This is a genomic window from Microbacterium sp. LS_15, from assembly GCF_041954735.1.
GTDB lineage: Bacteria > Actinomycetota > Actinomycetes > Actinomycetales > Microbacteriaceae > Microbacterium.
Map to the genome: position 1 here is coordinate 670,331 of NZ_JAVAYD010000001.1, position 23,155 is coordinate 693,485.

The 23,155-nt window shown below is 69.4% G+C and carries 23 protein-coding genes; 5 read left to right on the forward strand and 18 right to left on the reverse strand.

Annotation, left to right across the window (positions count from 1 at the left end; translation table 11 throughout):
* Positions 1 to 188: 188 nt before the first annotated feature.
* Positions 189 to 839 carry a pentapeptide repeat-containing protein gene (locus RAC69_RS03295; protein WP_375085076.1) on the forward strand — a complete coding sequence of 217 codons (651 nt, stop codon included), beginning with the start codon at positions 189 to 191 and terminating at the stop codon, positions 837 to 839.
* Here RAC69_RS03295 and RAC69_RS03300 read toward each other — a convergent pair.
* From RAC69_RS03300 to RAC69_RS03315, 4 genes are read right to left on the reverse strand one after another with little or no spacing between them, the layout of a single operon-like run.
* Positions 829 to 2,337 carry a dipeptide ABC transporter ATP-binding protein gene (locus RAC69_RS03300; RefSeq protein ID WP_375085078.1) on the reverse strand — a complete coding sequence of 503 codons (1,509 nt, stop codon included), beginning with the start codon at positions 2,335 to 2,337 and terminating at the stop codon, positions 829 to 831. The genes RAC69_RS03295 and RAC69_RS03300 overlap by 11 nt on opposite strands.
* The gene (locus RAC69_RS03305; protein ID WP_375085079.1) at positions 2,334 to 3,146 is read right to left on the reverse strand and encodes an ABC transporter permease; all 813 of its coding nucleotides are present in this window, start codon (positions 3,144 to 3,146) and stop codon (positions 2,334 to 2,336) included. Before RAC69_RS03305 ends, RAC69_RS03300 begins: the two co-directional genes overlap by 4 nt.
* The gene (locus tag RAC69_RS03310) at positions 3,143 to 4,111 is read right to left on the reverse strand and encodes an ABC transporter permease (protein WP_375085081.1); all 969 of its coding nucleotides are present in this window, start codon (positions 4,109 to 4,111) and stop codon (positions 3,143 to 3,145) included. The genes RAC69_RS03305 and RAC69_RS03310 overlap by 4 nt, the downstream gene beginning before the upstream one ends.
* A gap of 37 nt (positions 4,112 to 4,148) precedes the next feature.
* Positions 4,149 to 5,759, reverse strand: a complete 1,611-nt coding sequence (locus RAC69_RS03315; RefSeq protein ID WP_375085085.1) for an ABC transporter substrate-binding protein — start codon at positions 5,757 to 5,759, stop codon at positions 4,149 to 4,151.
* Positions 5,760 to 5,928: 169 nt separating this feature from the next.
* Here RAC69_RS03315 and valS point away from each other — a divergent pair, with 169 nt between their 5' ends.
* A complete protein-coding gene (gene valS / locus RAC69_RS03320; protein ID WP_375085087.1) occupies positions 5,929 to 8,535 on the forward strand; it encodes a valine--tRNA ligase in 2,607 nt (868 codons plus the stop codon).
* Positions 8,535 to 8,750, forward strand: coding sequence for a hypothetical protein (locus RAC69_RS03325; RefSeq protein WP_375085089.1), 216 nt, complete (start codon positions 8,535 to 8,537; stop codon positions 8,748 to 8,750). The genes valS and RAC69_RS03325 overlap by 1 nt, the downstream gene beginning before the upstream one ends.
* A gap of 80 nt (positions 8,751 to 8,830) precedes the next feature.
* Here the strand turns inward: RAC69_RS03325 and RAC69_RS03330 are convergent, their stop codons facing one another.
* The 4 genes from RAC69_RS03330 to tdh form a co-directional block, all read right to left on the reverse strand.
* Positions 8,831 to 9,049 (reverse strand): hypothetical protein, encoded by a 219-nt coding sequence (locus tag RAC69_RS03330; protein WP_375085090.1) that lies wholly within the window; start codon positions 9,047 to 9,049, stop codon positions 8,831 to 8,833.
* Entirely contained in the window at positions 9,046 to 9,642 is a 597-nt protein-coding gene (locus RAC69_RS03335; RefSeq protein WP_341934138.1) for a helix-turn-helix domain-containing protein, read from the reverse strand. The genes RAC69_RS03330 and RAC69_RS03335 overlap by 4 nt, the downstream gene beginning before the upstream one ends.
* Before the next feature lie 66 nt (positions 9,643 to 9,708).
* Positions 9,709 to 10,887: a glycine C-acetyltransferase gene (locus tag RAC69_RS03340; protein WP_375085091.1), complete on the reverse strand. Its 1,179-nt coding sequence runs from the start codon at positions 10,885 to 10,887 to the stop codon at positions 9,709 to 9,711.
* A complete protein-coding gene (tdh, locus tag RAC69_RS03345; protein WP_375085092.1) occupies positions 10,887 to 11,930 on the reverse strand; it encodes an L-threonine 3-dehydrogenase in 1,044 nt (347 codons plus the stop codon). The genes RAC69_RS03340 and tdh overlap by 1 nt, the downstream gene beginning before the upstream one ends.
* Positions 11,931 to 12,011: 81 nt before the next feature.
* On the opposite strand from tdh, the gene RAC69_RS03350 reads away from it, so the two are divergent.
* Complete coding sequence (locus tag RAC69_RS03350; RefSeq protein ID WP_375085093.1) at positions 12,012 to 12,914, forward strand: LysR family transcriptional regulator; 903 nt, start codon at positions 12,012 to 12,014, stop codon at positions 12,912 to 12,914.
* Positions 12,911 to 14,959, forward strand: coding sequence for a M3 family metallopeptidase (locus tag RAC69_RS03355; protein ID WP_375085094.1), 2,049 nt, complete (start codon positions 12,911 to 12,913; stop codon positions 14,957 to 14,959). Before RAC69_RS03350 ends, RAC69_RS03355 begins: the two co-directional genes overlap by 4 nt.
* A 10-nt stretch (positions 14,960 to 14,969) precedes the next feature.
* Here RAC69_RS03355 and RAC69_RS03360 read toward each other — a convergent pair whose 3' ends face one another.
* The 10 genes from RAC69_RS03360 to RAC69_RS03405 form a co-directional block, all read right to left on the reverse strand.
* Positions 14,970 to 15,146 (reverse strand): hypothetical protein, encoded by a 177-nt coding sequence (locus RAC69_RS03360; protein WP_375085308.1) that lies wholly within the window; start codon positions 15,144 to 15,146, stop codon positions 14,970 to 14,972.
* Positions 15,071 to 15,493, reverse strand: a complete 423-nt coding sequence (locus RAC69_RS03365) for a Type 1 glutamine amidotransferase-like domain-containing protein (protein WP_375085096.1) — start codon at positions 15,491 to 15,493, stop codon at positions 15,071 to 15,073. The genes RAC69_RS03360 and RAC69_RS03365 overlap by 76 nt, the downstream gene beginning before the upstream one ends.
* Positions 15,490 to 16,005, reverse strand: coding sequence for an NUDIX hydrolase (locus RAC69_RS03370; RefSeq protein WP_375085098.1), 516 nt, complete (start codon positions 16,003 to 16,005; stop codon positions 15,490 to 15,492). Before RAC69_RS03370 ends, RAC69_RS03365 begins: the two co-directional genes overlap by 4 nt.
* Positions 16,006 to 16,043: 38 nt before the next feature.
* Entirely contained in the window at positions 16,044 to 17,312 is a 1,269-nt protein-coding gene (gene clpX, locus RAC69_RS03375) for an ATP-dependent Clp protease ATP-binding subunit ClpX (RefSeq protein ID WP_341934132.1), read from the reverse strand.
* Between the two features lie 203 nt (positions 17,313 to 17,515).
* On the reverse strand, positions 17,516 to 18,367 hold the full coding sequence (locus tag RAC69_RS03380) for an aldehyde dehydrogenase family protein (protein WP_375085101.1): 852 nt from the start codon (positions 18,365 to 18,367) through the stop codon (positions 17,516 to 17,518).
* Entirely contained in the window at positions 18,364 to 19,806 is a 1,443-nt protein-coding gene (locus RAC69_RS03385; RefSeq protein WP_375085102.1) for an aldehyde dehydrogenase family protein, read from the reverse strand. The genes RAC69_RS03380 and RAC69_RS03385 overlap by 4 nt, the downstream gene beginning before the upstream one ends.
* Before the next feature lie 9 nt (positions 19,807 to 19,815).
* A complete protein-coding gene (deoC, locus tag RAC69_RS03390; RefSeq protein WP_375085105.1) occupies positions 19,816 to 20,817 on the reverse strand; it encodes a deoxyribose-phosphate aldolase in 1,002 nt (333 codons plus the stop codon).
* Positions 20,814 to 21,749, reverse strand: coding sequence for a sugar-binding transcriptional regulator (locus tag RAC69_RS03395; RefSeq protein ID WP_375085107.1), 936 nt, complete (start codon positions 21,747 to 21,749; stop codon positions 20,814 to 20,816). The genes deoC and RAC69_RS03395 overlap by 4 nt, the downstream gene beginning before the upstream one ends.
* A gap of 153 nt (positions 21,750 to 21,902) precedes the next feature.
* Entirely contained in the window at positions 21,903 to 22,544 is a 642-nt protein-coding gene (locus RAC69_RS03400) for an ATP-dependent Clp protease proteolytic subunit (protein WP_096715614.1), read from the reverse strand.
* Positions 22,545 to 22,563: 19 nt separating this feature from the next.
* Positions 22,564 to 23,154, reverse strand: coding sequence for an ATP-dependent Clp protease proteolytic subunit (locus RAC69_RS03405; protein ID WP_096715615.1), 591 nt, complete (start codon positions 23,152 to 23,154; stop codon positions 22,564 to 22,566).
* Between the last annotated feature and the right edge of the window lies 1 nt (position 23,155).

Consider the following 23,155-nt stretch of genomic DNA (forward strand, 5'->3'; position numbering starts at 1 on the left):
TCCCGCATCCGGGGAGAGACCGCAACGGTCTGGGACCTGTGCAGGAAGAGTCCCCGCGGATGCTCGCGCGGCCGAATGCGTTTCCCTCGGCCCGACTCTCCGAATGCGGCCGAACAAAGGTGAGATCGCCGAGGGCGGATCCACATCTGCGACACGACAAGGTCGGCACCCCGGCCTACGCTCGACGCATGGCTCGCGCATCCGACGCCCTCGTGGCCCCTCGCGTCTCCCCTCCCGACCTCCCGCCGCGGCTCGACGCGGCTGATCCCGCGCGGGGCGCCGACCTCCTCGGGGTCGCCCTCGATCTCGACGGCGACGTCGACCTCGCGCACTCATCCCTCGAGCAGTGCGCGATCAGCGCGGACGCCGACAGCGTCGACCTCACGGGAGCGACCCTCATCGACGTGGTTGTGGTCGGTGCCCGCATCGCCTCACTGCGGATGCGGGATGCGAACGTGCGCCGCGTCCGGATCGACGGCGGTCGTCTCGGCACCCTCGACCTCAGCGGAGCGCGCATCGACGAACTCGAACTGCGCGGCGTGCGGATCGACTACCTGAACCTCGGCGGGGCGAAGGGCACCGACGTCGAGATCGCCGAGTGCGGCATCCGCACCCTCGACATGCCCCAGGCCGAGCTCACGCGCGTCCGGTTCTCCGAGACGCGCAGCGACGAGGTCGACCCTCGAGGCCTTCGTGCCACGCACGTCGACCTGCGCGGGCTCGACGCGGGCGCCTTCCTCGACGCCGACAGCCTGCGCGGTACGACGCTGTCGTCGTTCCAGGTGCAGCAGCTCGCGCCGGTCCTCGCGGCGAGCATCGGCATCCGCGTCATCGACTGACCGGACCGCCCGCCGCGAGCAGCTCCTTCGTGAACGCATGCTGCGGCGCAGCGAACACCGCCCTCGCCGCGCCCTGCTCGACGATCGCTCCGTGTTGCATGACGATCACGTCGTCCGCGACGGCGCCGACCACATCGAGGTCGTGCGACACGAGGATCATGGTGAGGTCGCGCTCGCGCTGCAGTCGGAGCAGCAGGCGCAGGACGCGCTCGCGCACCGACGGGTCGAGCGCGGAGACGGGTTCGTCGAGGACGAGCACCTGCGGGTCGGCGGCGAGCGCTCGGGCGATGGCAGCGCGCTGACGCTGCCCGCCGGAGAGGGCGTGGGGTCGGCGACGCGCGAGGCTCGCGTCGAGATCGACCTCGCGCAGCAGCTCGTCCACGCGGCGGGCACGCGCGGAGCGGGGAACCCCGCCGGCGGCGAGCGCCTCCCGCAGCGAACGGCCGATGGTCCACCGGGGGTCGAACGCGCCGAGGGGGTTCTGGTGCACGAGCTGCACCCGTCGGGGCGCCGACCACTGCAGGGTCCCCGCGTCGGGGCGCTCGACGCCGACGATCATGCGGGCGAGGGTCGTCTTGCCCGATCCCGACTCGCCGACCACGCCGAGCGTGCGCCCCTCCGCCACCGTGAACGAGGCATCGTCGACCGCGGTCACGCCGCCGAAGGACTTCGTGACCCCGTTCGCGACGAGGACGGAGCGCTCGGGGCCCGCGGCGCTCTCCCGCGGTTCGTGGATCGTCGCGGCGATCAGCTGCCGCGTGTACTCGTGCTGCGGGTTCTCCAGCACCTCCGTCACCGGGCCGGTCTCCACGACCCGTCCTCCGCGCATGACCAGCACCCGGTCGGCCACCCGGCGCACGGCGGCGAAGTCGTGGCTGATGAACACGACGGCCGTCCCGGCGTCCGCGATGTCGCGCAGGAGACCGAGGATCCTCGCCTGCACGGTGGCGTCGAGCGCCGTGGTGGGTTCGTCGGCGATGAGCACCGCGGGGTCGGCGGCGAGCGCGGAGGCGATCAGCGCGCGCTGCCTGAGCCCGCCGGACAGCTCGTGAGGGTACTGGCGTGCGCGGCGCTCGGCGTCCGGCATCCACACCCGCTGCAGGAGGTCGCGCACGCGGTTCTGTGCCGCGGTCCGACCGCTCACCAGACGGTGCAGATGCAGCGGCTCCGCGACGGCATCGCCGATCCGCTGCAGCGGGTCGAGTGACACCAGGGCGTCCTGCGACACGAGGGCGATGCGTCGGCCGCGCAGATCCCGCCAGCGACGTTCACTCAGTGCCCGGGCGTCGGTGCCGTCGATCGTCAGCGCGTCCATGCGCACTCGGGCGTCCGCGGGGGCGAGACCGAGCAGGGCGCGCGCGGTGAGCGATTTGCCCGCCCCGGATTCGCCGACGACGGCGACGCACTCCCCCGGCTCGACGCGCAGCAAGACCCCGTCGACGACGGGCTGCGCTCCGAAATCGATGCGGAGCCCCGTCACCTCCAGCGCGGCGGTCACGTCGTCCGCCCTTCGGCCCGCGCGCGGAGGGTGCGCCCGACGATCGTCGCGGCGACCACCGTCACGGTGATGGCGATCCCCGGGAACACCGCGATCCACCACGCCTGCCCGAGCACGTTGCGACCACCGGCGAGCATCAGGCCCCATTCGGGAGTCGGTTCGGACGGGCCGAGCCCGAGGAAGCTGAGCCCGGCCGCGGCGAGGATGCTGGATCCGATGCCGATGGTCGCGAGCACGCTCAGCGAGCCCAGCACGCCGGGCGCGACATGACGCACGAACGCCGTGACCGGGGCGACCCCCAGGATGCGAGCGGCCTCGACGTGCTCCATCCCGCGCAGGACGCGGGTCTGGACGCGGGCGAGACGGACGTACACCGGCACGGCGGCGAGGGTCACCGCGACGGCGATGTTGACCGCACCGGGGCCGAGCACGGCGATGACGACGAGTGCGACGAGGAACTCCGGGAACGCCATGAGCACGTCGTTCACGCGCATCAGACCGGTGTCCACGGCGCGCGGCGCGACCCCGGCCAGGGCGCCGACGATGAGTCCGGCGACGAGGGCGATCGCGGTCGCCAGCAGTCCGATGCCGATGGAGCGGCCCGCCCCGTGGATCACGCGCGAGAACACGTCGCGGCCGCTCTGGTCCGTGCCGAAGAGGTGATCGGCGCTCGGCGGCTGCAGCGCCGCGCGCACGTCGGTCTGCAGCGGGTCGTGCGTCGACAGGAGCCAGGGGAACAGCGCGGCGAACGCCAGCACGGCGAGGACGGCGACCGCGCACCACAGCAGCACGGCCTGAGCACGCCTCACCGGAGCACCGCCGTCGAGGGGCGCCCGGCTGCACGCGCCCGGTGTGTGCGGAGCCGCGGGTCGATGAGCGGATGCAGCAGCTCGACGACGAGGTTCACGACGACGAACACGACAGCGCTGAGCAGGATGATGCCGGTGATCACGGGAAGGTCGCGGTTGCTGATCGCCGCGAGACTGACGCGGCCCAGCCCCGACCGCGCGAACACGGTCTCGACGAGAACGGCACCGCCGAGCACGGAACCCGTGAGGTAGGCGGCGAGCGTGATCGCGCCTGCCGCTCCGTGGCGAAGTCCGTGCCGCAGCGTGAACCAGCCGGCACTAGCGCCCCGCGCGCGGACGGTCTCGGCGAACGGCATCCGCTCCGCCTGGGTGAGCCCGTCGCGCAGGACCTGGCTGAGCAGCGCCGCGACCGGGAGAGCCAGCGTGACCGCCGGCAGCACGATCGTCGCGGGGTTGCGCGCACCGGAGACGGGGAACCATCCGAGCCCGAAGGCGAACACGCTCAGCAGCACGAGGCCGATCCAGAACACGGGGGACGACAGGACGACGAGCTCGACGCCGGCTGCGACCGAACGCCCCACCCGGCCGCGCACGAGCAGCGTGACGGCGAGCGCGAGCACCACCGCGATGAGCAGCGCCAGCGCTGACAGCTGCAGCGTGGCGCCGAGCTGCCGGCCGATCACCTCGGTCACCGGCATCCGCAGCTGGTACGACTCCCCGAGGTCGCCCCGGGCGAGCTGTCCGATGAAGGAGAGGTACTGCTCGAGCGGCGGACGGTCGAGTCCGAGTTCCGCCCGGATGCCTTCCTTCACGGCCTCGCTCACCTGGGCCTGCGGTCCGAGCATGACCGACACCGGATCCCCGGGGATCACCCGGAACGCGAGGAAGGCGAGAGTGGCCGCTCCCCAGAGAACCACCACGACGGATGCCGCGAGTCCCGCGATCCGGAACAGCGCAGCCTTCACGTTCGTCCCGCTCCGATCGCTCAGCGACCGATCCCGGTCAATCGACGCTCACATCGTAGAACAGCGGCCGCCCGTACAGGTCGTACTGCAGACCGCTGACGCGCTCGCCGACGGCCGTGATCGCCGACGGCACGTACAGCGGCACGATCGCCTGGTGGGTGGCGTTCCACTCCTGCAGCTGCACGTACAGCGCGTCGCGCTGGCCCTGGTCGCTCGTGGCGACGGCCTGCTCGAGCAGACCGTCGACCTCGGGGTCGGAGACCTGCGAGGCGTTCTGGAACCCGTCGGTGTGCAGGTGGTTGCGCAGCAGGTCGGGGTCGACGCCCGAGAAGCCCCAGTCGGTCAGGTCGAAGGTCTTGGGTCCGTACTGCTCGTTGTACGCGCCGGGCTCCAGGACCTCGCGCACGACGTCGATGCCGATCGCCTTCAGGTCGGACTGGATCGCGTTGGCGAGAGCCGCACGGTCGTCGGGAACGGGCGTGTACGCGATCCAGCGCACCGAGAGCGGCTGACCGTCCTTCATGCGGATGCCGTCGGCGTCGCGCTCCGTCCATCCGGCCTCGTCGAGCAGCGCATTCGCCGCCTCGGGATCATAGGGCCAGCTGTCCTCGAGCGCCGCGTCGTAGCCGGGAGTGGTCGGGCCGAGGATGCTCCACGCCCGCGGGAACTGACCGAAGAAGATCTCCTCGACCGCGGCGTCGACGTCGATGCCCCGGGCGAACGCCTGCCGCACCTTCTCGTCGGCGAAGACACCGTACTTCTCGTTGAGGTACAGCGAGTAAGGCAGCCCGGGGTACTCGACGGAGTCGACCGTGATCCCGTCGCCGAGGTCACCGGCGAGGTTCGGCGGGATGTTGCTCGCGATGTCGGCCTCACCGCTCTGCACCACGCCGGTTCGCACCGAGGCCTCCGGCTGGATCTCGACGCGCAGCGTCTCGACTTCGGGGGCCTTCTCGCCGTGCGGTCCCCAGGCGTAGTCGTCGTTGCGCGTGTAGACGATCTCCTGGTCGGGCGTGTACTCGGTCAGCTCGTAGGGGCCGGTGCCGACCGTGATGCCGGGGCCACCCGCCTTGAGCTGGCCGGCGGACTCCTCGAGCACGGCCGGCGAGTAGAACCCGAGCTGCGGCGTGCTCGCCGCCTGGAGGAACGGGGCGTACGGCTGCGTGAACGACACTTTCACGGTGTGCTCGTCGATGACCTCGGTGCCTTCGTAGAAGTCCGCTCCGAGCATGCTCGCCGCCTGGGCAGACTCCGTCTCGGGGTCGACGATGCGGTCGAAGTTCGCCTTGACCGCTGCGGCGTCGAAGGGCTCGCCGTCGGTGAACGTCACATTGTCGCGGAGGACGAAGGTGTACTCGGTGCTGTCGTCCGACACCTCCCACTCCGTGGCGAGCCAGGGCGTGAACGATCCGTCCGCCTCCTGGAAGACGAGGGAGTCGAGCACGGCGCGCTGCACCATCCCCGACACGTCGAGCTGGCTCACCTGGGGATCCATGTGCCCCGCGGCGAGGTTGGCGCCCTCGATCGACCACACGAGCTCCGCGCCTTCTGAGTCGGATGCGCCGGTGGAGCAGGCGCTCAGCGCCAGCGCGGCGACGGCGCTGAGGGCGACGAGGGGAAGAACGCGACGTGCGGGGTGTGCGGGCATGACTATTCCTCGGAAGAACGGGTCGGGATGAATCCAGTGTATTGCCGATTCTTGGACTCGGTCGATGTGCACGCAGGGGCCCCGCACGACGGCGATCGGTACACTGGAGCCACAACCCACACTCAGGCACGCTCACACAGTGCCGCATACATCGCTCGAGGAGACCTCCATGTCCGAGTCCGCACTCTCTCAGATCCCTGACAAGCCCGTACTCGAAGGCCTCGAAGCGAAGTGGGGCGAAGCGTGGTCCGAGCGGGGCACGTACCTGTTCGACCGCATCCGCGCCGCGCAGGCGGGCCGCGACGGCGTCTACTCGATCGACACTCCGCCGCCGACCGCGTCGGGCAGCCTCCACATCGGCCACGTGTTCTCGTACACCCACACCGACGTGAAGGCCCGCTACGAGCGCATGCGCGGCAAGACGGTGTTCTACCCGATGGGCTGGGACGACAACGGCCTCCCCACCGAGCGCCGCGTGCAGAACTACTACGGCGTACGCTGCGACCCGTCGCTCCCGTACGACCCGGACCTCACTCCCCCGTTCGAGGGAGGCGACAACAAGTCGAGCCGCGCCGCCGACCAGGTGCCGATCAGCCGCCGTAACTTCATCGAGCTGTGCGAGCGCCTGACCGTCGAGGACGAGAAGCAGTTCGAGGCGCTGTTCCGTCAGCTCGGTCTCAGCGTCGACTGGACCCAGACGTACCGCACCATCTCCGACGACACGATCCGTCAGAGCCAGCTCGCGTTCCTCCGCAACCTGGAGCGCGGCGAGGCCTATCAGTCCCTCGCGCCCACGCTGTGGGACATCGACTTCCGCTCGGCGATCGCGCAGGCGGAGCTCGAGGACCGCGACCAGCAGGCCGCCTACCACACGATCGATTTCCCCTTCGCCGACGGCTCGGGCTCGATCACGATCGAGACCACCCGTCCGGAGCTGCTCCCCGCGTGCATCGCGATCGTGACGCACCCGGAGGGTCCGCACAAGCACCTGATCGGCACGAAGGTGCGGACGCCGTTCTTCGGTGCAGAGATCGAGATCCACGGCCACCACCTCGCCCAACCAGACAAGGGCACCGGCGCCGCGATGGTCTGCACCTTCGGCGACGTGACCGACATCATCTGGTGGCGCGAACTGCGCACCGCCGACGGTCGCGACCTGCCCAACATGACGACGATCGGTCTCGACGGACGCTTCCTCCCGACCGCCCCGTCGATCGTGGCGAACGCGGAGGCCGCCGACTGGTACGCCGCCGAGCTCGCCGGCAAGACCGTGTTCTCCGCTCGCAAGGCGATCGTCGAGAAGCTGCAGGAGACGGGCGACATGACCGCCGTCGGCAAGCCCTTCAACCACGCCGTGAAGTTCTTCGAGAAGGGCGACCGCCCGCTCGAGATCGTGTCCACGCGCCAGTGGTACATCCGCAACGGAGCCCGCGACGGCGAACTCCGCGACGAGCTGCTCGCGCACGGCACGGAGCTGTCGTGGCACCCCGACTTCATGCGTGTGCGCTACGAGAACTGGGTGGGCGGCCTCACGGGCGACTGGCTCGTGTCGCGCCAGCGCTTCTTCGGTGTGCCGATCCCGCTCTGGTACGGCCTCGACGAGAACGGCGAGCGCGACTACGACCGTGTGCTCACACCCGATCACGCCGCGCTGCCGATCGACCCCACCACCGATGTGCCCGCCGGCTACTCGGAGGACCAGCGCGGAGTGCCGGGCGGATTCGACGCCGAGGCCGACATCCTCGACACGTGGGCGACGTCGTCCCTGACGCCCCAGCTCGCCGGAGGATGGCAGCGCGACGAGGAGCTGTGGCAGCTCACCTCGCCGTTCGACCTGCGCCCGCAGGGGCAGGACATCATCCGCACCTGGCTGTTCTCGACCATGCTGCGCTCGACCCTCGAAGACGGGCGCTCGCCGTGGCGCAACGCGGCGATCTCGGGCTTCATCGTCGACCCCGACCGCAAGAAGATGTCGAAGTCCAAGGGCAACGTGGTGACCCCGGCCGACATCCTCGATGCCCACGGTTCGGATGCCGTGCGCTACTGGGCCGCGTCGAGCCGCCTCGGCATGGACGCGGCGTTCGACCCGCAGAACCCGACGCAGGTGAAGATCGGACGCCGTCTGGCGATCAAGGTGCTCAACGCCGCGAAGTTCGTCCTGTCGTTCCCGGTGCCGGAGGGGGCGCAGGTGACGCACGCCCTGGACGCGTCGATGCTGACGGCGCTCGACGCCGTCGTGGTCGAGGCGACGAAGGCGTTCGAGAACTACGACCAGGCCAAGGCCCTCGAGGTCACCGAGGCCTTCTTCTGGACCTTCTGCGACGACTACCTCGAGCTCGTCAAGGAGCGCGCCTACAACCAGGCCGATGTGGGACAGGCTTCGGCCGCGCTCGCGCTGCGCCTCGCCCTGTCGACACTGCTGCGCCTGCTGGCGCCGGTCATCTCCTTCGCGACCGAAGAGGTGTGGTCGTGGTTCGAGGAGGGATCCGTGCACACGGCCGCGTGGCCGGAGCCGCTGCGCATCGACGGCGACATCGCGGTGCTCTCCGCGGCCAGCGAGGCCCTGATCGGCATCCGCCGGGCCAAGACCGAGGCGAAGGCCTCGCAGAAGACCCCCGTCTCGCGGGCCGAGATCGCGGCGCCCGCCGCGAAGCTGGACGCGCTGCGCGCTGCCGCCGACGATCTGCGCGCGGTCGGACGCATCGCCGAACTCGAGTTCACCGAAGCGGCGGAGTTCGCCGTCACGATCGAGCTCGCGCCGGCCGAGGAGGCATGATGCAGCTGGGCACCCGCTGGTCGACCGGGGCGGAGCCGCCGGCGTCCGTGCCGTCCGCGCTCCGCCCCGCGATCGCCGAGGTGGAGTCCAAGGGACTCACCGGTCACTGGACGCTCACGTGGCTCGAGGGCCGGGCGATCGCCGAGCTCGATGCCGGCTGGGAGGTCGTGCAGACGGCATCCGGCGAGGTCGTCGCCCGCCCGTTCGAGGACTGATTCGAGCCCGGAACGCCTCACCCCCAGGGGTTGTCGAGCGAGCGAAGCGAAGCGAGACGAAACGCGCCTCACCGCTCGCTTCACCTCTCGGGCACGCCCATCTGCGCGAGCAGGTGCTCGACGGCCCGGGGGTCCTGGCGGCGCGCCTGCTGCTCGCGCAGGAGGTCGAGTGCGATCTCCCGGCGCTCGGCACGCGCCGCGATGCGGTGTTCGACGAACGCCTCGAGGTGCCGGGCGAGGGTGAGGATGCGGCGTTCGACGACAGTCGGTGCCGCGAGGTGCAGGGTCGCGCTGGTCATGATTCCTCCGTTCGCGCGTCGGCGGGCAGGTCGAAGAGCTCTGTGCGGAGCGTCACCCGGCGAACGTCCGGCCCGGTCTGGCCCTGGTAGCGATCGACGACCCGGTCGACGACCGCTGTCAGCTCGGCTTTGAGCTCGCTCATCTGTTCGGCCGTGAGGTCGAGGTAGGTCGTCATGATGATGCCGGCGTCGCGCCACTCCTCGGGGATGTCGGCTTCGGAGCGGTTGAGATAGGCCAGGAGCGTCTCGTGGCGCAGTCGGAAGAACTCCGCGGTGACGATCTGGGCCGAGGCGCGGTTCGACGGGGTCATGGTGTCGTCGGGTCCGGGGAGGTCGATCCGGCCCTTCGGGCGTTCCCACCATCGTTCCCGCGCGGTCCCCCGCCCCTCGACTTCACGGATCAGGTCGTGCGCAGCGAGGGCTCGCAGGTGATAGCTCATGGAGCCCGAGGTCTCGCCGACCAGGGCGGCGAGCGTGCTGGCGGTCTGCGGACCGCGCTCGCTCAGCAGGTCGAAGATGCGCACTCGCAGTGGATGCGCGAGTGCCTTGAGTGCACCGGCATCGAGGCTGCGGGACTCTCGCTGATTCGTCATGCATGCAAAGATACCCTTGCAAAGACTTCTTTGCAAGGATTCCTTTGCAATAGTCCGTCGTTCGCCCTAGCTCACGGCGGCGCGGGCTGCGACGAACGCCGAGACGCACCGCTCGACCTGCGCCGCGGTGTGCGCAGCCGAGAGCTGTACGCGAATCCGCGCGCGGCCCCGTGGCACCACCGGGAAACTGAACGCCGTCACGTACACCCCCTGTCGCTGCATCTCGGCGGCGATGCGCGCGGTGAGCGCGGCGTCGCCGAACATCACCGGCACGATCGGGTGCTCTCCGGGGAGGAGATCGAAACCCTCCTCCGTCATCCGCTCGCGGAAGAGCGCCGCGTTCTCCCGCAGCCGGGCCCGGAGGTCCGCCGAGCCTTCCACGAGGTCGAGCGCCGTGAGCGTGCCGGCCACGATCGACGGCGCGAGCGTGTTCGAGAAGAGGTACGGGCGCGAGCGCTGCCGCAGCAGCGCCACGATGTCGGCGTGCGAGGCGACGTAGCCGCCCGACGCTCCGCCGAGAGCCTTGCCGAACGTGCCGGTGTAGATGTCGACGCGGTCCGCGACCCCGCACAGCTCCGGGGTGCCCCGCCCGTTCTCCCCCACGAAGCCGACGGCGTGCGAGTCATCGACGAAGACGAGTGCGTCGTACCGTTCCGCGAGGTCGCAGATCTCGGCGAGCGGTGCGATGTATCCGTCCATCGAGAACACGCCGTCCGTGACGATGACACGGAAGCGCGCATCGGATGCCGCCCGCAGCTGTTCCTCGAGGTCGGCCATGTCGCGGTTGCGATAGCGCAGACGGCGCGCCTTCGACAGCCGGATGCCGTCGATGATCGACGCGTGATTCAACTCGTCCGAGATGATCGCGTCCTCGGCGGAGAACAGGGTCTCGAAGACCCCGCCGTTGGCGTCGAAGCAGGACGAGTACAGGATCGCGTCGTCCGTGCCGAGGAAGCCCGCCAGCCGACGCTCGAGCTCGAGGTGCTGCTCCTGGGTCCCGCAGATGAAGCGCACGCTGGCGAGGCCGTATCCCCACTCGTCGAGCGCCGACTTCGCAGCATCCAGGATCCGCTGGTCGTCGGCGAGGCCGAGGTAGTTGTTGGCGCAGAAGTTCAGCACGTTTTCACCGTCCGCGGTGATCTCGGCCCGCTGCGGACCGCGGATGCCGCGCTCGCGCTTGGTGAGGCCGGCCTCCTCGATCCCTGCGAGCTCCGTCGCCACATGCTTCCCGAAGGTCCCGTACATCACAGCTCCGTCCAGTCGAGGATGATCTTGCCCGTGCCGGCGGACTCCGCCGCCGCGAATCCGCGTTCCCACTCCCGCGCAGGCAGCACATCGGCGATGACGCGGCCGATCGATTCGCGCAGCGTGGCGCTCGTCTGCAGCATCGCGCCCATGGCGTTCCACGTCTCGAACATCTCGCGACCGTAGATGCCCTTGATCGTGAGCATATGGGTGACGAGCTTGCCCCAGTCGATGCCGAACCCGTCGCTGGGAAGGCCCAGCATGGCGATGCGGCCGCCGTGGTTCATGTTGTCGATCATGGCCGGGAGCGCGGAGGGAGCCCCGCTCATCTCGAAGCCGATGTCGAAGCCCTCGCGCATGCCGAGTGCGTGCTGGGCGTCGCGGATGTCGCGCTGCGAGACGTCGACCACCTCGTTCGCCCCCATGAGGGTGGCCATCTCGAGTCGTGGCGCGCTGACGTCGGTGGCGGCGACGAACCGTGCGCCCGCGTGCCGGGCGACCGCGATCGCCATGAGCCCGATCGGGCCGCATCCGGTCACCAGCACGTCCTCCCCCACCAGCGGATAGGTCAGAGCCGTGTGCACGGCGTTGCCGAGCGGATCGAAGATCGCGCCGAGCTCGGGGCTCACCTCGGCGTGGTGCACCCACACGTTCGTCGCAGGCAGGGCGAGGTACTCGGCGAATGCTCCGTCGCGCTGCAGACCGAGGCCGATCGTTCGGATGCACATCTGCCGTCGACCCGCGCGGCAGTTGCGACACGTACCGCACACGATGTGCCCCTCGCCCGAGACGCGATCGCCCACCGCGATGTCGTGCACGAGCGGTCCGACGTCGACGACCTCCCCGTAGAACTCGTGACCGGGGATCAGCGGGGCGTCGATCGCCGATGCCGCCCAGTCGTCCCAGCGGCGGATGTGCAGGTCGGTGCCGCAGATCCCTGTCCGGAGGACGCGGATGATCACCTCGTCGGGTGCGGCGACGGGGTCGGGCCTCTCGACGAGTTCCAGACCGGCGCCGCGTTCTCCTTTGAACAGAGCTCTCATGTCTCGATCACACCGCAGCCGATCATTTAGAACAAGACGATACTTCTGCACGGTCCATGTAGCCCTCACTAAACTCTCGACATGGAGATCCACCAGCTGCAGATCCTGCGCGAACTCGGCGCCCTCGGCAGCGTCGCCGCGGTCGCCGACGCCCTGTCTGTGACACCCTCCGCCGTGTCGCAGCATCTCGCCGCCCTGCAGCGCGGTTTCCGCACTCCCCTCACCCGCAGGGACGGTCGGCGTCTCACGCTCACGGCCGCCGGGCAGGTGCTCGCTGCCGCGGGCGCTGAGGCGATCGACGCGATCGCGTCGGCGCGCACCGCGATCGACGACTTCGAGAACGATCACACGGGCGTCGTCTCGCTGAGCGGATTCCACAGCGTCGGTCAGGCCCTGTTCGGCGAACTGCTCCGAGAACTCGGCGACGACGCCCCCACGGTCGAGCTCACCGATGAGGACGTCGCGCAGAGCGAGTTCCCCGGTCTCACGGCTCGCTACGATCTCGTGCTGGCCCACCGCATGGAGCACTCCGCTCCGTGGCCGACTCAGAGCATGCGCAGCATGACGCTCGTGAAGGAGCCCCTCGACGTCGCGGTCGCGGCAGCGCACCCGCTCGCCCACCGCACGCGCGTGACACCGCTCGACGTGGTCGACGGCCCGTGGGTGACCAGTCGGGCTGGATACTCCCCCGACGACGTGCTCGCGGCAGTGGCGGCGGTGGCCGGGCGCCCCGTCGAGATCCGACACCGTATCAACGACTACGGCGCGGTGGCAGCGGTCATCGCCGCGGGAGGGGTCATCGGCATGCTGCCGCGCTACACCTCCCGCACGGTCGACGACCACGACATCGTGAGGCTGCCGCTGCGCGGAGTGTCGACGCATCGCCTCATCGACGTGCTCGCCCGACCGGAGAACCTGCGCCGCCGCTCCGTGCGTCTGGTCGTCGAGGCCCTCCGGCGCGCGATGGCTAGGCTCAGAGCATGACCGAGGCCACGAACCCGCTGCTGCAGCCGCCGACGCTCCCCTACGGACTCCCCGACTACACCCGCATCCGCCCCGAGCACTACCTTCCCGCCTTCCGTGCGGCCTTCGAAGAGCACCGCCGCGAGATCTCCCGCATCACGATGGTGCGCTCGATGCCGACGTTCGAGAACACCATCGAGGCGCTCGAACGCTCAGGCGAGCTGCTCGACCGGGTCTCGCACGCGTTCTACACCGTGAGCTCGGCCGACGCGACACCCGAGATCCAGGCCGTCGACGAGCAGCTGGCTCCGCTGATGGCCGCGCATCACGACGCCGTGACGCTCGACGGTGCTCTGTATTGGCGTGTGCAGCAGGTCCACTCGCAGCTCGACGACCTCGACCTCGACGCGGAGCAGCGGTACCTCGTCGAACGCCACCACCGCGAGATGACGCACGCCGGTGCGGCGCTCGACGACGAGGCGAAGGCACGACTCACCCTCCTCAACCAGCAGCTCTCGACGCTCAGCAACACCTTCGAGCGGAATCTGCTCAACGACACCAACGATCTGGCCGTCGTGTTCGAGACCGCGGAGGAGCTCGCGGGACTCGGAGCGGGCGAGCTCTCCGCGGCCGCGCGTTCCGCCGCGGAGCGCGGTGTCGACGGCTACCTGGTCTCGCTCCCCCTCTTCACGGGGCACCCGTATCTGGCGCAGCTGCGGAACCGCGAGTCGCGCCGGCGCATCATGGAGGCGTCCCGCAGCAGGGGGTCGCGCGGCAACGCGAACGACAATCGTCCGGTGCTCGTCGAGATCGCCCGCCTGCGCGCGGAGAGGGCGGCGCTGCTCGGCTACGCATCGCACGCGGCCTACGTCACGGCAGACGAGACCGCCGGCACACCGGGGGCCGTCGAGCGGATGCTGCGCGAGCTCGCCGCACCGTCGGCCCGCAACGCGTCCACCGAACGCGCCGCGCTGCAGGAGATCGTCGACGAACTCGAACCGGAGCCCTTCCCCGTCGAGGCCCATGACTGGGCGTTCTACACGGAGAAGGTGCGCGCAGCGCGCTACGACATCGACACGGCGGCTCTTCGGCCGTGGTTCGAGGCCGAGCGAGTGCTGCACGACGGCGTGTTCTTCGCCGCGACGCAGTTGTACGGCGTGACGTTCGCGGAACGCGCCGATCTGCTGGCGTACCACCCGGGCGCCCGCGTGTTCGAGGTGCGCAACGAGGACGGGTCCGAGCTCGGGCTGTACGTCCTCGACCTGTACACGCGGGACTCGAAGAGGGGCGGCGCATGGATGAACCCCATCGTGAGCCAGTCCCGACTCCGCGGCACGCGTCCGGTCGTCGTCAACAATCTCAACGTCCCCCAGCCCGCGGACGGCGAACCGACGCTGCTCACACTCGACGAGGTCACCACGCTCTTCCACGAGTTCGGTCACGCGCTGCACGGCCTGTTCGCCGTCGTCACCTACCCGCATTTCGCCGGGACCAACGTGTTCCGCGACTTCGTGGAGTTCCCCAGCCAGGTGAACGAGATGTGGATCCTGTGGCCGGAGGTGCTCGACAACTACGCCCGTCATCACCTCACGGGAGAACCCCTGGATGCCGCGGTCGTCGAGCGTCTGCGCTCCGCTGAGGCGTTCGATCAGGGGCACGCCACGAGCGAGTACCTCGCCGCCGCGTGGCTCGACCAGGCCTGGCATCGCATCGGTCCCGACGAGAGCGCGACCGACGCGGCGGCGTTCGAAGCATCCGCCCTGTCCGACATCGGCCTCGCCGACCCCGCCGTCCCCACCCGGTACTCGTCCGCGTACTTCGCCCACGTGTTCTCCGGCGGATACAGCGCCGGGTACTACTCGTACATCTGGAGCGAGGTGCTCGACGCCGACACGGTCGAGTGGTTCCGCGAGAACGGAGGCCTGACCCGCGCGAACGGCGACCGTTTCCGCGCGCGCCTGCTCGGCGTCGGCGGGTCGAAGGATCCCCTGGCGGCCTACCGCGACTTCCGCGGGAGGGATGCCGAGATCGCACCCCTGCTGAAGCGCCGAGGGTTGACGCCCTGAACCGCCTGGGTCAGCCCAGGGTTCGCACGTCGATCGGCTCTTCGATCACGCCGTCGCCCCCGCGGTGGACACGGAACGCCCTGCGCCCCGCCCGCTCGGCCACGGCATCGGTCAGCACTCCATCGCGGAACACGAGCGCGGTGAAGTCGTCGGCGGCGTATCCGTCCGCGAGGTCCCCGCTCCGCAAGCAGTCGAGGTACTGATCCCGCCGACCCGGTTCGCGGTCGACCCACCGCCGACGTACACGACGTCCTGATCCAGCAGGACCCGCGGGTCGCGATATCCGTGCGGCGGGGTGGCGAACAACGACAGCACCGAGGTCTCGGCCCGACCGGCGAACGCGTCGGCGAAGCGGCGGCTGTAGTCGGACGAGTCCCCGCTGGCTGTCGGCACGAAGCACACCCGTGGCCGGTCCGCCCCGGTCAGATCCAGGATGTGGTCGTCGAGAGCGGAACGTCCGTCATCCGACATCGAGAATCCGCCACCCCCGAGCGCCACGACGGTTCCGAGCACGGAAGATTCCCGAGTCGTCATCGTCCGGCCGCCGGCGTCTCCCGGGCGATCCAGTCTCTGGCCTTGAACCAGGTCAGCTGGTGGTAGCTCTGGCGCAGCTGCTCACCCAGCGTCTCCATCGGCAGGATCTGCACGGCGATCGTCTCGTTCTCGTCGGGCTCCGGGCCGCCGACGAGTCGGCATCCGAGGGCGAGGAAGTGGTGGACTCGGTTCGTCTGGTTTCCGAAGTTCGCCCATGTCGCTCCGAGGTCGACGATCTCGGAGGAGGCGTAGCCGGTCTCCTCGCGCAGCTCCCGCGCGGCTGCTGCAGCCGGCGTCTCTCCGACCGCGACCCCGCCGCCGATCGTGCCCAGTGCGATCACCGCGCCGCCGTGACGATACTCGTCGACGACGATCGCGCGGCCGTCGCGGTCGAGCGCCAGGACGGACACCCAGTCGGGATACTCGAGCACGTAGTACGGCGCGACCGACCGACCGCCACTCGCACGGCAGTCATCGGCCCGGAGGTGGATCCATTCGTCATCGACGAGCACGCGCCGGGAGAGGACCTCCCACGGCTCCGGCCGCGCGATCAGGCGCTCTTGCGCTTGCGCTCCATCACGATGGTGGGCGGCGCGCCCTCGTCGACGGCGGCGCGGGTGACGATGACCTTCGCGACGTCTTCCGCCGACGGGATCTCGAACATGATGGGCCCGAGCACGTCTTCGAGGATTGCTCGCAGACCGCGAGCACCGGTCTTCCGCTCGACCGCCAGGTCGGCGATCGACCGGAGCGCCTCGTCCTCGAACTCCAGTTCGACGCCGTCCAGTTCGAACATGCGCTGATACTGCTTGACGAGGGCGTTGCGCGGCCCGGTGAGGATGTCGATCAGCGCATCCTGATCGAGCGGCGACACGTTCGTCACGACGGGGAGACGACCGATGAACTCGGGGATCAGGCCGAACTTGTGCAGGTCCTCCGGGAGCACCTCGCTGAACAGGTCGAGATCCTTGCCCTTGTCGTGCAGCGGAGCACCGAAGCCGATACCGTGCTTGCCGACGCGCGCCGAGACGATGTCTTCGAGTCCGGCGAACGCTCCCGCGACGATGAACAGCACGTTCGAGGTGTCGATCTGCAGGAACTCCTGGTGCGGGTGCTTGCGACCGCCCTGCGGCGGGACCGACGCGACCGTGCCCTCGATGATCTTGAGGAGCGCCTGTTGCACGCCCTCGCCCGAGACGTCGCGCGTGATCGACGGGTTCTCGGCCTTGCGGGCGATCTTGTCGACCTCGTCGATGTAGATGATGCCCTGCTCGGCGCGCTTGACGTCGTAGTCGGCGGCCTGGATGAGCTTGAGAAGGATGTTCTCGACGTCTTCGCCGACATAGCCGGCCTCGGTGAGCGCGGTGGCGTCGGCGACAGCGAACGGCACGTTCAGCCGCTTCGCCAGCGTCTGCGCCAGATACGTCTTGCCGCAGCCCGTCGGCCCGATGAGCAGGATGTTGCTCTTGGCGATCTCGACGCTCTCGGCCTTCTGCTCGGCCGGCTGCAGCGTGCCGTGCGCGCGGATGCGCTTGTAGTGGTTGTAGACCGCGACGGCCAGGGCCTTCTTCGCGGGCTCCTGTCCGACGACGTACTCCTCGAGGAAGGAGAAGATCTCGCGCGGCTTGGGCAGCTCGAAGTCCGCGGTGCCTTCGGCGGACGATTCCGCCATGCGCTCCTCGATGATCTCGTTGCACAGCTCGACGCACTCGTCGCAGATGTACACACCGGGGCCAGCGATGAGCTGCTGCACCTGCTTCTGGCTCTTTCCGCAGAACGAGCACTTGAACAGGTCAGCGCTTTCACCGATACGGGCCATGCGCGTCCTCCTCGGGGGATCCAGAGATCGTCTACTGAGCCTAACCGGTGCGTCGGACACAGGGGCGCATTGGCCGCCTGCGCGACGCGTCCGCGTCTCCGCAGCGCAACGGACGTCAAGATCGACGCCCCGCCCGAGCGCCCCCGCGAGGCGGGTGGGCGATCGGACGGGGCGTCGACCGGACGGGATTCGACCGGACCGGTTCAGACCATGCTCTTGGTGTGCCAGACCGTCTTCACCTCGGTGAAGGCGGCGATCCGCTCGGGCGAGGCCGTCACCTCGCCGGGGGCGAGCACGCGCTTCAGCGTCTCGGCGGCGGCGATCTGCATGTCGACCCAGTCCAGGTCACCCGCTCCGGCGAGGTCGAGCGCGTTGACGTCCTGGTGCGAGGCCAGCCACGGGGCGATCTCCGCGGGGGATCCGGTCAGCACGTTGACGACTCCGCCCGGCACGTCGCTCGTGGCCAGCACCTCGGCGAGGCTGATGGCAGACAGCGGATGCCGTTCACTCGCCACCACGACGACCGTGTTCCCGGCGACCAGCGCCGGGGCGACGACCGACACGAGCCCGAGCAGCGCGGAGTCTTGCGGTGCGACGATCGCGACGACGCCCGTGGGCTCGGGCACCGAGATGTTGAAGTACGGACCGGACACCGGGTTCGCGTTGCCGGCGACCTGCGCGTACTTGTCGCACCAGCCCGCGTACCAGACCCACAGGTCGATCGCCTCGTCGACCTGGGCGGATGCCGCCGACGACGACACGCCCTCCTGCGCCGAGATCTCGTCGACGAACTGCGCGCGGCGTCCTTCCAGCACCTCGGCGACGCGGTAGAGCACCTGACCGCGGTTGTACGCCGTGGCACCGGACCAGCCCTTGACCGCCGCACGGGCTGCGACGACGGCATCCCTCGCGTCCTTCCGCGAACCCTTCGCCGCGTTCGCGAGGAAGGCACCCTTTGCCGAGAGCACCTCGTAGGTGCGGCCGGACTCGCTGCGAGGGAACGCACCGCCGATGGCGAGCTTGTACGTCTTCGGAACACTGAGTCGCTTGCTCATGCTGCGGCCCCCTTCAGGTACGCGGTGAGACCCTGGCGGCCGCCTTCGCGGCCGTAGCCGGACTCCTTGTAGCCGCCGAACGGGCTCGACGGGTCGAATCGGTTGAACGTGTTGGCCCAGACGACGCCTGCGCGCAGACGGTCGGCGACCGCGAGGATGCGGGAGCCCTTATCCGACCAGATCCCCGCCGACAGGCCGTACGGGGTGTTGTTCGCCTTCGCGATCGCCTCTGCCGGAGTGCGGAACGTGAGCACCGACAGCACAGGGCCGAAGACCTCGTCGCGGGCGATCCGGTGCGACGCCTCGACGCCCGTGAAGATCGTCGGAGCGAACCAGAACCCCTTCTCCGGGATGGCGCAGTCCGCGGTCCAGCGCTCCGCGCCCTCCGCCTCGCCGATGTCGCTGAGTTCGCGGATGCGGGCGAGCTGGGCGGCCGAGTTGATGGCCCCGATGTCGGTGTTCTTGTCGAGCGGGTCGCCGAGACGCAGCGTCGACAGGCGGTTCTTGAGCCGGTCGATCACCTCGCCATGGATCGACTCCTGCACGAGCAGCCGGCTGCCCGCGCAGCACACGTGCCCCTGGTTGAAGAAGATGCCGTTGACGATCCCCTCGACGGCCTGGTCGATGGGGGCGTCGTCGAACACGATGTTCGCGGCCTTACCGCCGAGCTCCAGCGTCAGCTTCTTGTTCGTGCCGGCGACGGCGCGCGCGATGTCGCGCCCCACCCCCGTCGACCCCGTGAACGCGACCTTGTCGACGTCGGGGTGGCGGACGAGCGCGGCTCCGGTGGCCCCGGCGCCGGTCACGATGTTCACGACACCGGCGGGAAGGTCGGCCTGCTGGAGGATCTCGGCGAAGATCAGCGCCGTGAGCGGCGTCGTCTCGGCCGGCTTCAGCACGACGGTGTTGCCGGCCGCGAGGGCGGGCGCGAGCTTCCACGCGAGCATGAGCAGCGGGAAGTTCCAGGGGATGACCTGACCGGCCACGCCGAGCGCGCGAGGGTTCGCACCGAGACCGGCGTAGTCGAGCTTGTCGGCCCAACCCGCGTAGTAGAAGAACCAGGAGGCGACCAGCGGCACGTCGACGTCGCGGCTCTCCTTGATGGGCTTGCCGTTGTCGAGACTCTCCGCGACGGCGAGCTCGCGAGCGCGCTCCTGCACGAGGCGCGCGATGCGGAAGAGGTACTTGCCGCGGTCGCGTCCGCTCATGCGCGACCACGTCTTGTCGTAGGCGCGGCGTGCGGCGGCGACCGCACGGTCGATGTCCTCGTCCGTGGCCGAGGCGATCTCGGCGATGCGGGTCTCATCCGCGGGAGAGATCGTGGTGAAGCTCGCGCCGGAGCCGTCGACGAACTCGCCGTCGATGAACAGCCCGTAGCTGTCCTTGAGGTTCAGCACGGCCTTCGACTCCGGTGCCGGAGCGTATTCCAGGAATGACATATCTCGTCCTCAGTCGATCGTGACGTAGTCGGGGCCGGAGTAGTGGCCGGTGGTGAGCTTCTGCCTCTGCAGCAGCACGTCGTTGAGCAGGCTCGACGCACCGAAACGGAACAGGTGCGGCTGCAGCCACTCCTCCCCGACGGTCTCGGCGACGGTGACCAGGTACTTCACCGCGTCCTTCGAGGCGCGGATGCCGCCGGCCGGCTTGACGCCGATGCGCTGCCCTGTGCCGCGATACCAGTCGCGCACGGTCTCGAGCATGAGCAGCGTCGTCGGCAGAGTAGCGGCGGGCTGGACCTTGCCGGTCGACGTCTTGATGAAGTCGCCTCCGGCCAGGATGCCGAGCCACGAGGCCCGCTTGATGTTGTCGTAGGTGTTGAGCTCACCCGTCTCCAGGATGACCTTGAGCGATGCGTAGGAGCCGTCCGCGCGGCGGCAGGCTTCCTTGACCTGCGCGATCTGGTCGAAGACGAGACCGTAACGGCCGGCCAGGAATGCGCCGCGGTCGATGACCATGTCGATCTCGTCGGCTCCGGCGGCCACGGCCTCGGCGGTGTCGGCCAGCTTGATGGCGAGCGATGAACGCCCGCTCGGGAAGGCCGTGGCGACGGCGGCGACGGAGATCAGGCCGTCGTCGGGGTCGCCGTGCATCGCTCCGAGCGCGTCGACGGCGTCCGACACCATGTCTCCGTACACGCACACGGCGGCGACCTTCGGGGTGGTCTGGTCCGCGGCATCCGGGTTCTTGGCCTTCGCCACCAGCGACCGCACCTTGCCGGGCGTGTCAGCGCCTTCGAGCGTGGTGAGGTCGATCAGCCTGATGATCGTGTCGAGCGCCCACGCCTTCGAGGTCGTCTTGATCGACCGCGTTCCGAGTCCCGCTGCGCGCTGTTCGAGCCCGACGGCGTCGACGCCGGGGAGTCCGTGCAGGAAGCGGCGGAGCGTCGCGTCGTCGGGTTCTCCCCCGAGCACGTCCAGCGCCGATCTGCGGCTGAGTTCTTGGGTCGTCATCGTTCCTCCAACAATGCTCGTGCTGTGGTCTCGTCTGTCACCAGGACGCTGCACAGGCCGTTGGCCACGACCGTGCGCGCGATGTCGTGCTTGGCCTCGCCAGCGGTGACGAAGATGGCTCGCTCCGCCTCGCGCAGCCGTGCGAGGTCGACGCCGACCGTGCGCGAGTCGAGCTGCGGGTCGACGATGTTGCCGTCGGCGTCGATGTACCGTCCGAGCAGGTCGCCGACGGCGCCGCGGCGTGCGAGCTCCTCGACGTCGGATGCCGTCAGGTAGCCGTTCTCGACGTGCGCGGAGCTGGCGTCGCACGGACCGGCGGTGAAGAGGAACGCCTGCGCCTGCGCGGCTTCTTCGAGCACGGCCGCGACCGTGCGGTCGGACTCGATGGCTTGTTTGGTCTCGACGCGCTCGAGGATGGCGGGGCTGGGCAGCAGCGACACGTGCCCCGAGGCGCGCTGCGCGATCGTGACCGCGAGTCCGGCGGCGCCGCCGGAGCGACGATTGAGGCTCACTCCCCCGTTGAGCTGCACGACCGTGACTCCTGTCGCCCAGCCGTCCGGCAGCGCCTCGGCGACGGCGCGGAGAGTGCGACCCCAGCTGACGCCGAGCGTGCGGGGCACAGGGCGCATGGCGCTGAGGTAGTCGGCGGCGGCCTGGGCGACGCGTTCGAGTGTGCCGTCGTCTCCCTCGGGGGAAGGAACGACCACGGCCGCGGAGAGGCCGTACTGCTCGACGAGGTCGCGCTCGAGACCGAGGCGTCGGGCGCGCGGGTGGATGATCTCGATACGGACGATGCCGCGCTCGCGCGCCTGCGTGAGCAGGCGTCCGACCTTCCACCGGGAGAGCTTGAGGAGGGCGCCGATCTCGTCCTGCGTCTTGTCCTCGTCGTAGTACAGCTCGGCGACGCGGACCATGGTGAGTTCGTCTTCCACGGCATCCTCCTTCCCTGTCCAGGGTACGTCGGAATCACCGTTCGCGCATCCGCTTGCTCATATGAGCAGAAGTGCCGCATCGCTCCGCGCATCCGCCGGAACGACGAGAGGACGCCGGCCCGAAGGCCGACGTCCTCTCGTGGACGACCGAGGTCAGGCGCGCTTGCGCGAGCTGAGGACCTGGTCGACGATGCCGTACTCGTGAGCCTCGGCCGCCGACAGGATCTTGTCGCGGTCGATGTCACGGTTGACCTGCTCGACCGGCTTGCCGGTGTGGCGGGCCATGGTCTCCTCGAGCCAGGTGCGCATGCGGAGGATCTCCGCCGCCTGGATCTCGATGTCGGAGGCCTGTCCGTGCCCGGCCTCGCCCATGGCCGGCTGGTGCATGAGCACGCGGGCGTTGGGCAGAGCGAGCCGCTTGCCGGGGGCTCCGGCTGCGAGGAGCACGGATGCCGCGGACGCGGCCTGGCCGAGCACGACCGTCTGGATCTGCGGCGCGACGTACTGCATCGTGTCGTAGATCGCGGTCATGGCCGTGAACGAGCCACCGGGCGAGTTGATGTACATGGTGATGTCGCGCTCGGCGTCCTGGCTCTCGAGCACGAGCAGCTGCGCCATGACGTCGTCGGCCGACGCGTCGTCGACCTGCACGCCGAGGAAGATCACGCGGTCTTCGAACAGCTTGTTGTACGGGTCCTGACGCTTGAAGCCGTAGGCGGTGCGCTCCTCGAACTGCGGGAGCACGTAGCGGCTGGAGGGCAGGTCACCGGCGGAGCGGAAGGTGGGTGTGTACATGAAGATTCCTCTCGCTCTCTCAGTTGGCGTCCGTGCCGCCGCCGCCGACGACGTCGGTGGCGGACTCGCGGATGTGGTCGACGAAGCCGTACTCGAGGGCCTCGTCTGCGGTGAACCAGCGGTCGCGGTCACCGTCTTCGTTGATCTGCTCGACCGACTTGCCGGTCTGCGCGGCGGTGATCTCGGCCAGGCGGTTCTTCATCGAGACGATGAGCTGGGCCTGGGTCTGGATGTCGCTCGACGTGCCGCCGAAGCCGCCGTGCGGCTGGTGCAGCAGCACGCGGGCGTTCGGGGTGATGTAGCGCTTGCCCTTGGTGCCGGCGGTCAGCAGGAGCTGACCCATCGAGGCCGCCATCCCGATGCCGACCGTGACGATGTCGTTCGGCACGAACTGCATCGTGTCGTAGATCGCCATTCCCGCGGTGATGGAGCCGCCGGGCGAGTTGATGTAGAGGTAGATGTCCTTTTCCGAGTCCTCTGCAGCGAGAAGAAGGATCTTCGCGCAGATCTCGTTGGCGTTCTCGTCACGCACCTCTGATCCCAGCCAGATGATGCGGTCCTTCAACAGCCTGTCGAAGACGCTCGTCGCGAGGAGGGGTTCTGCAGCCATG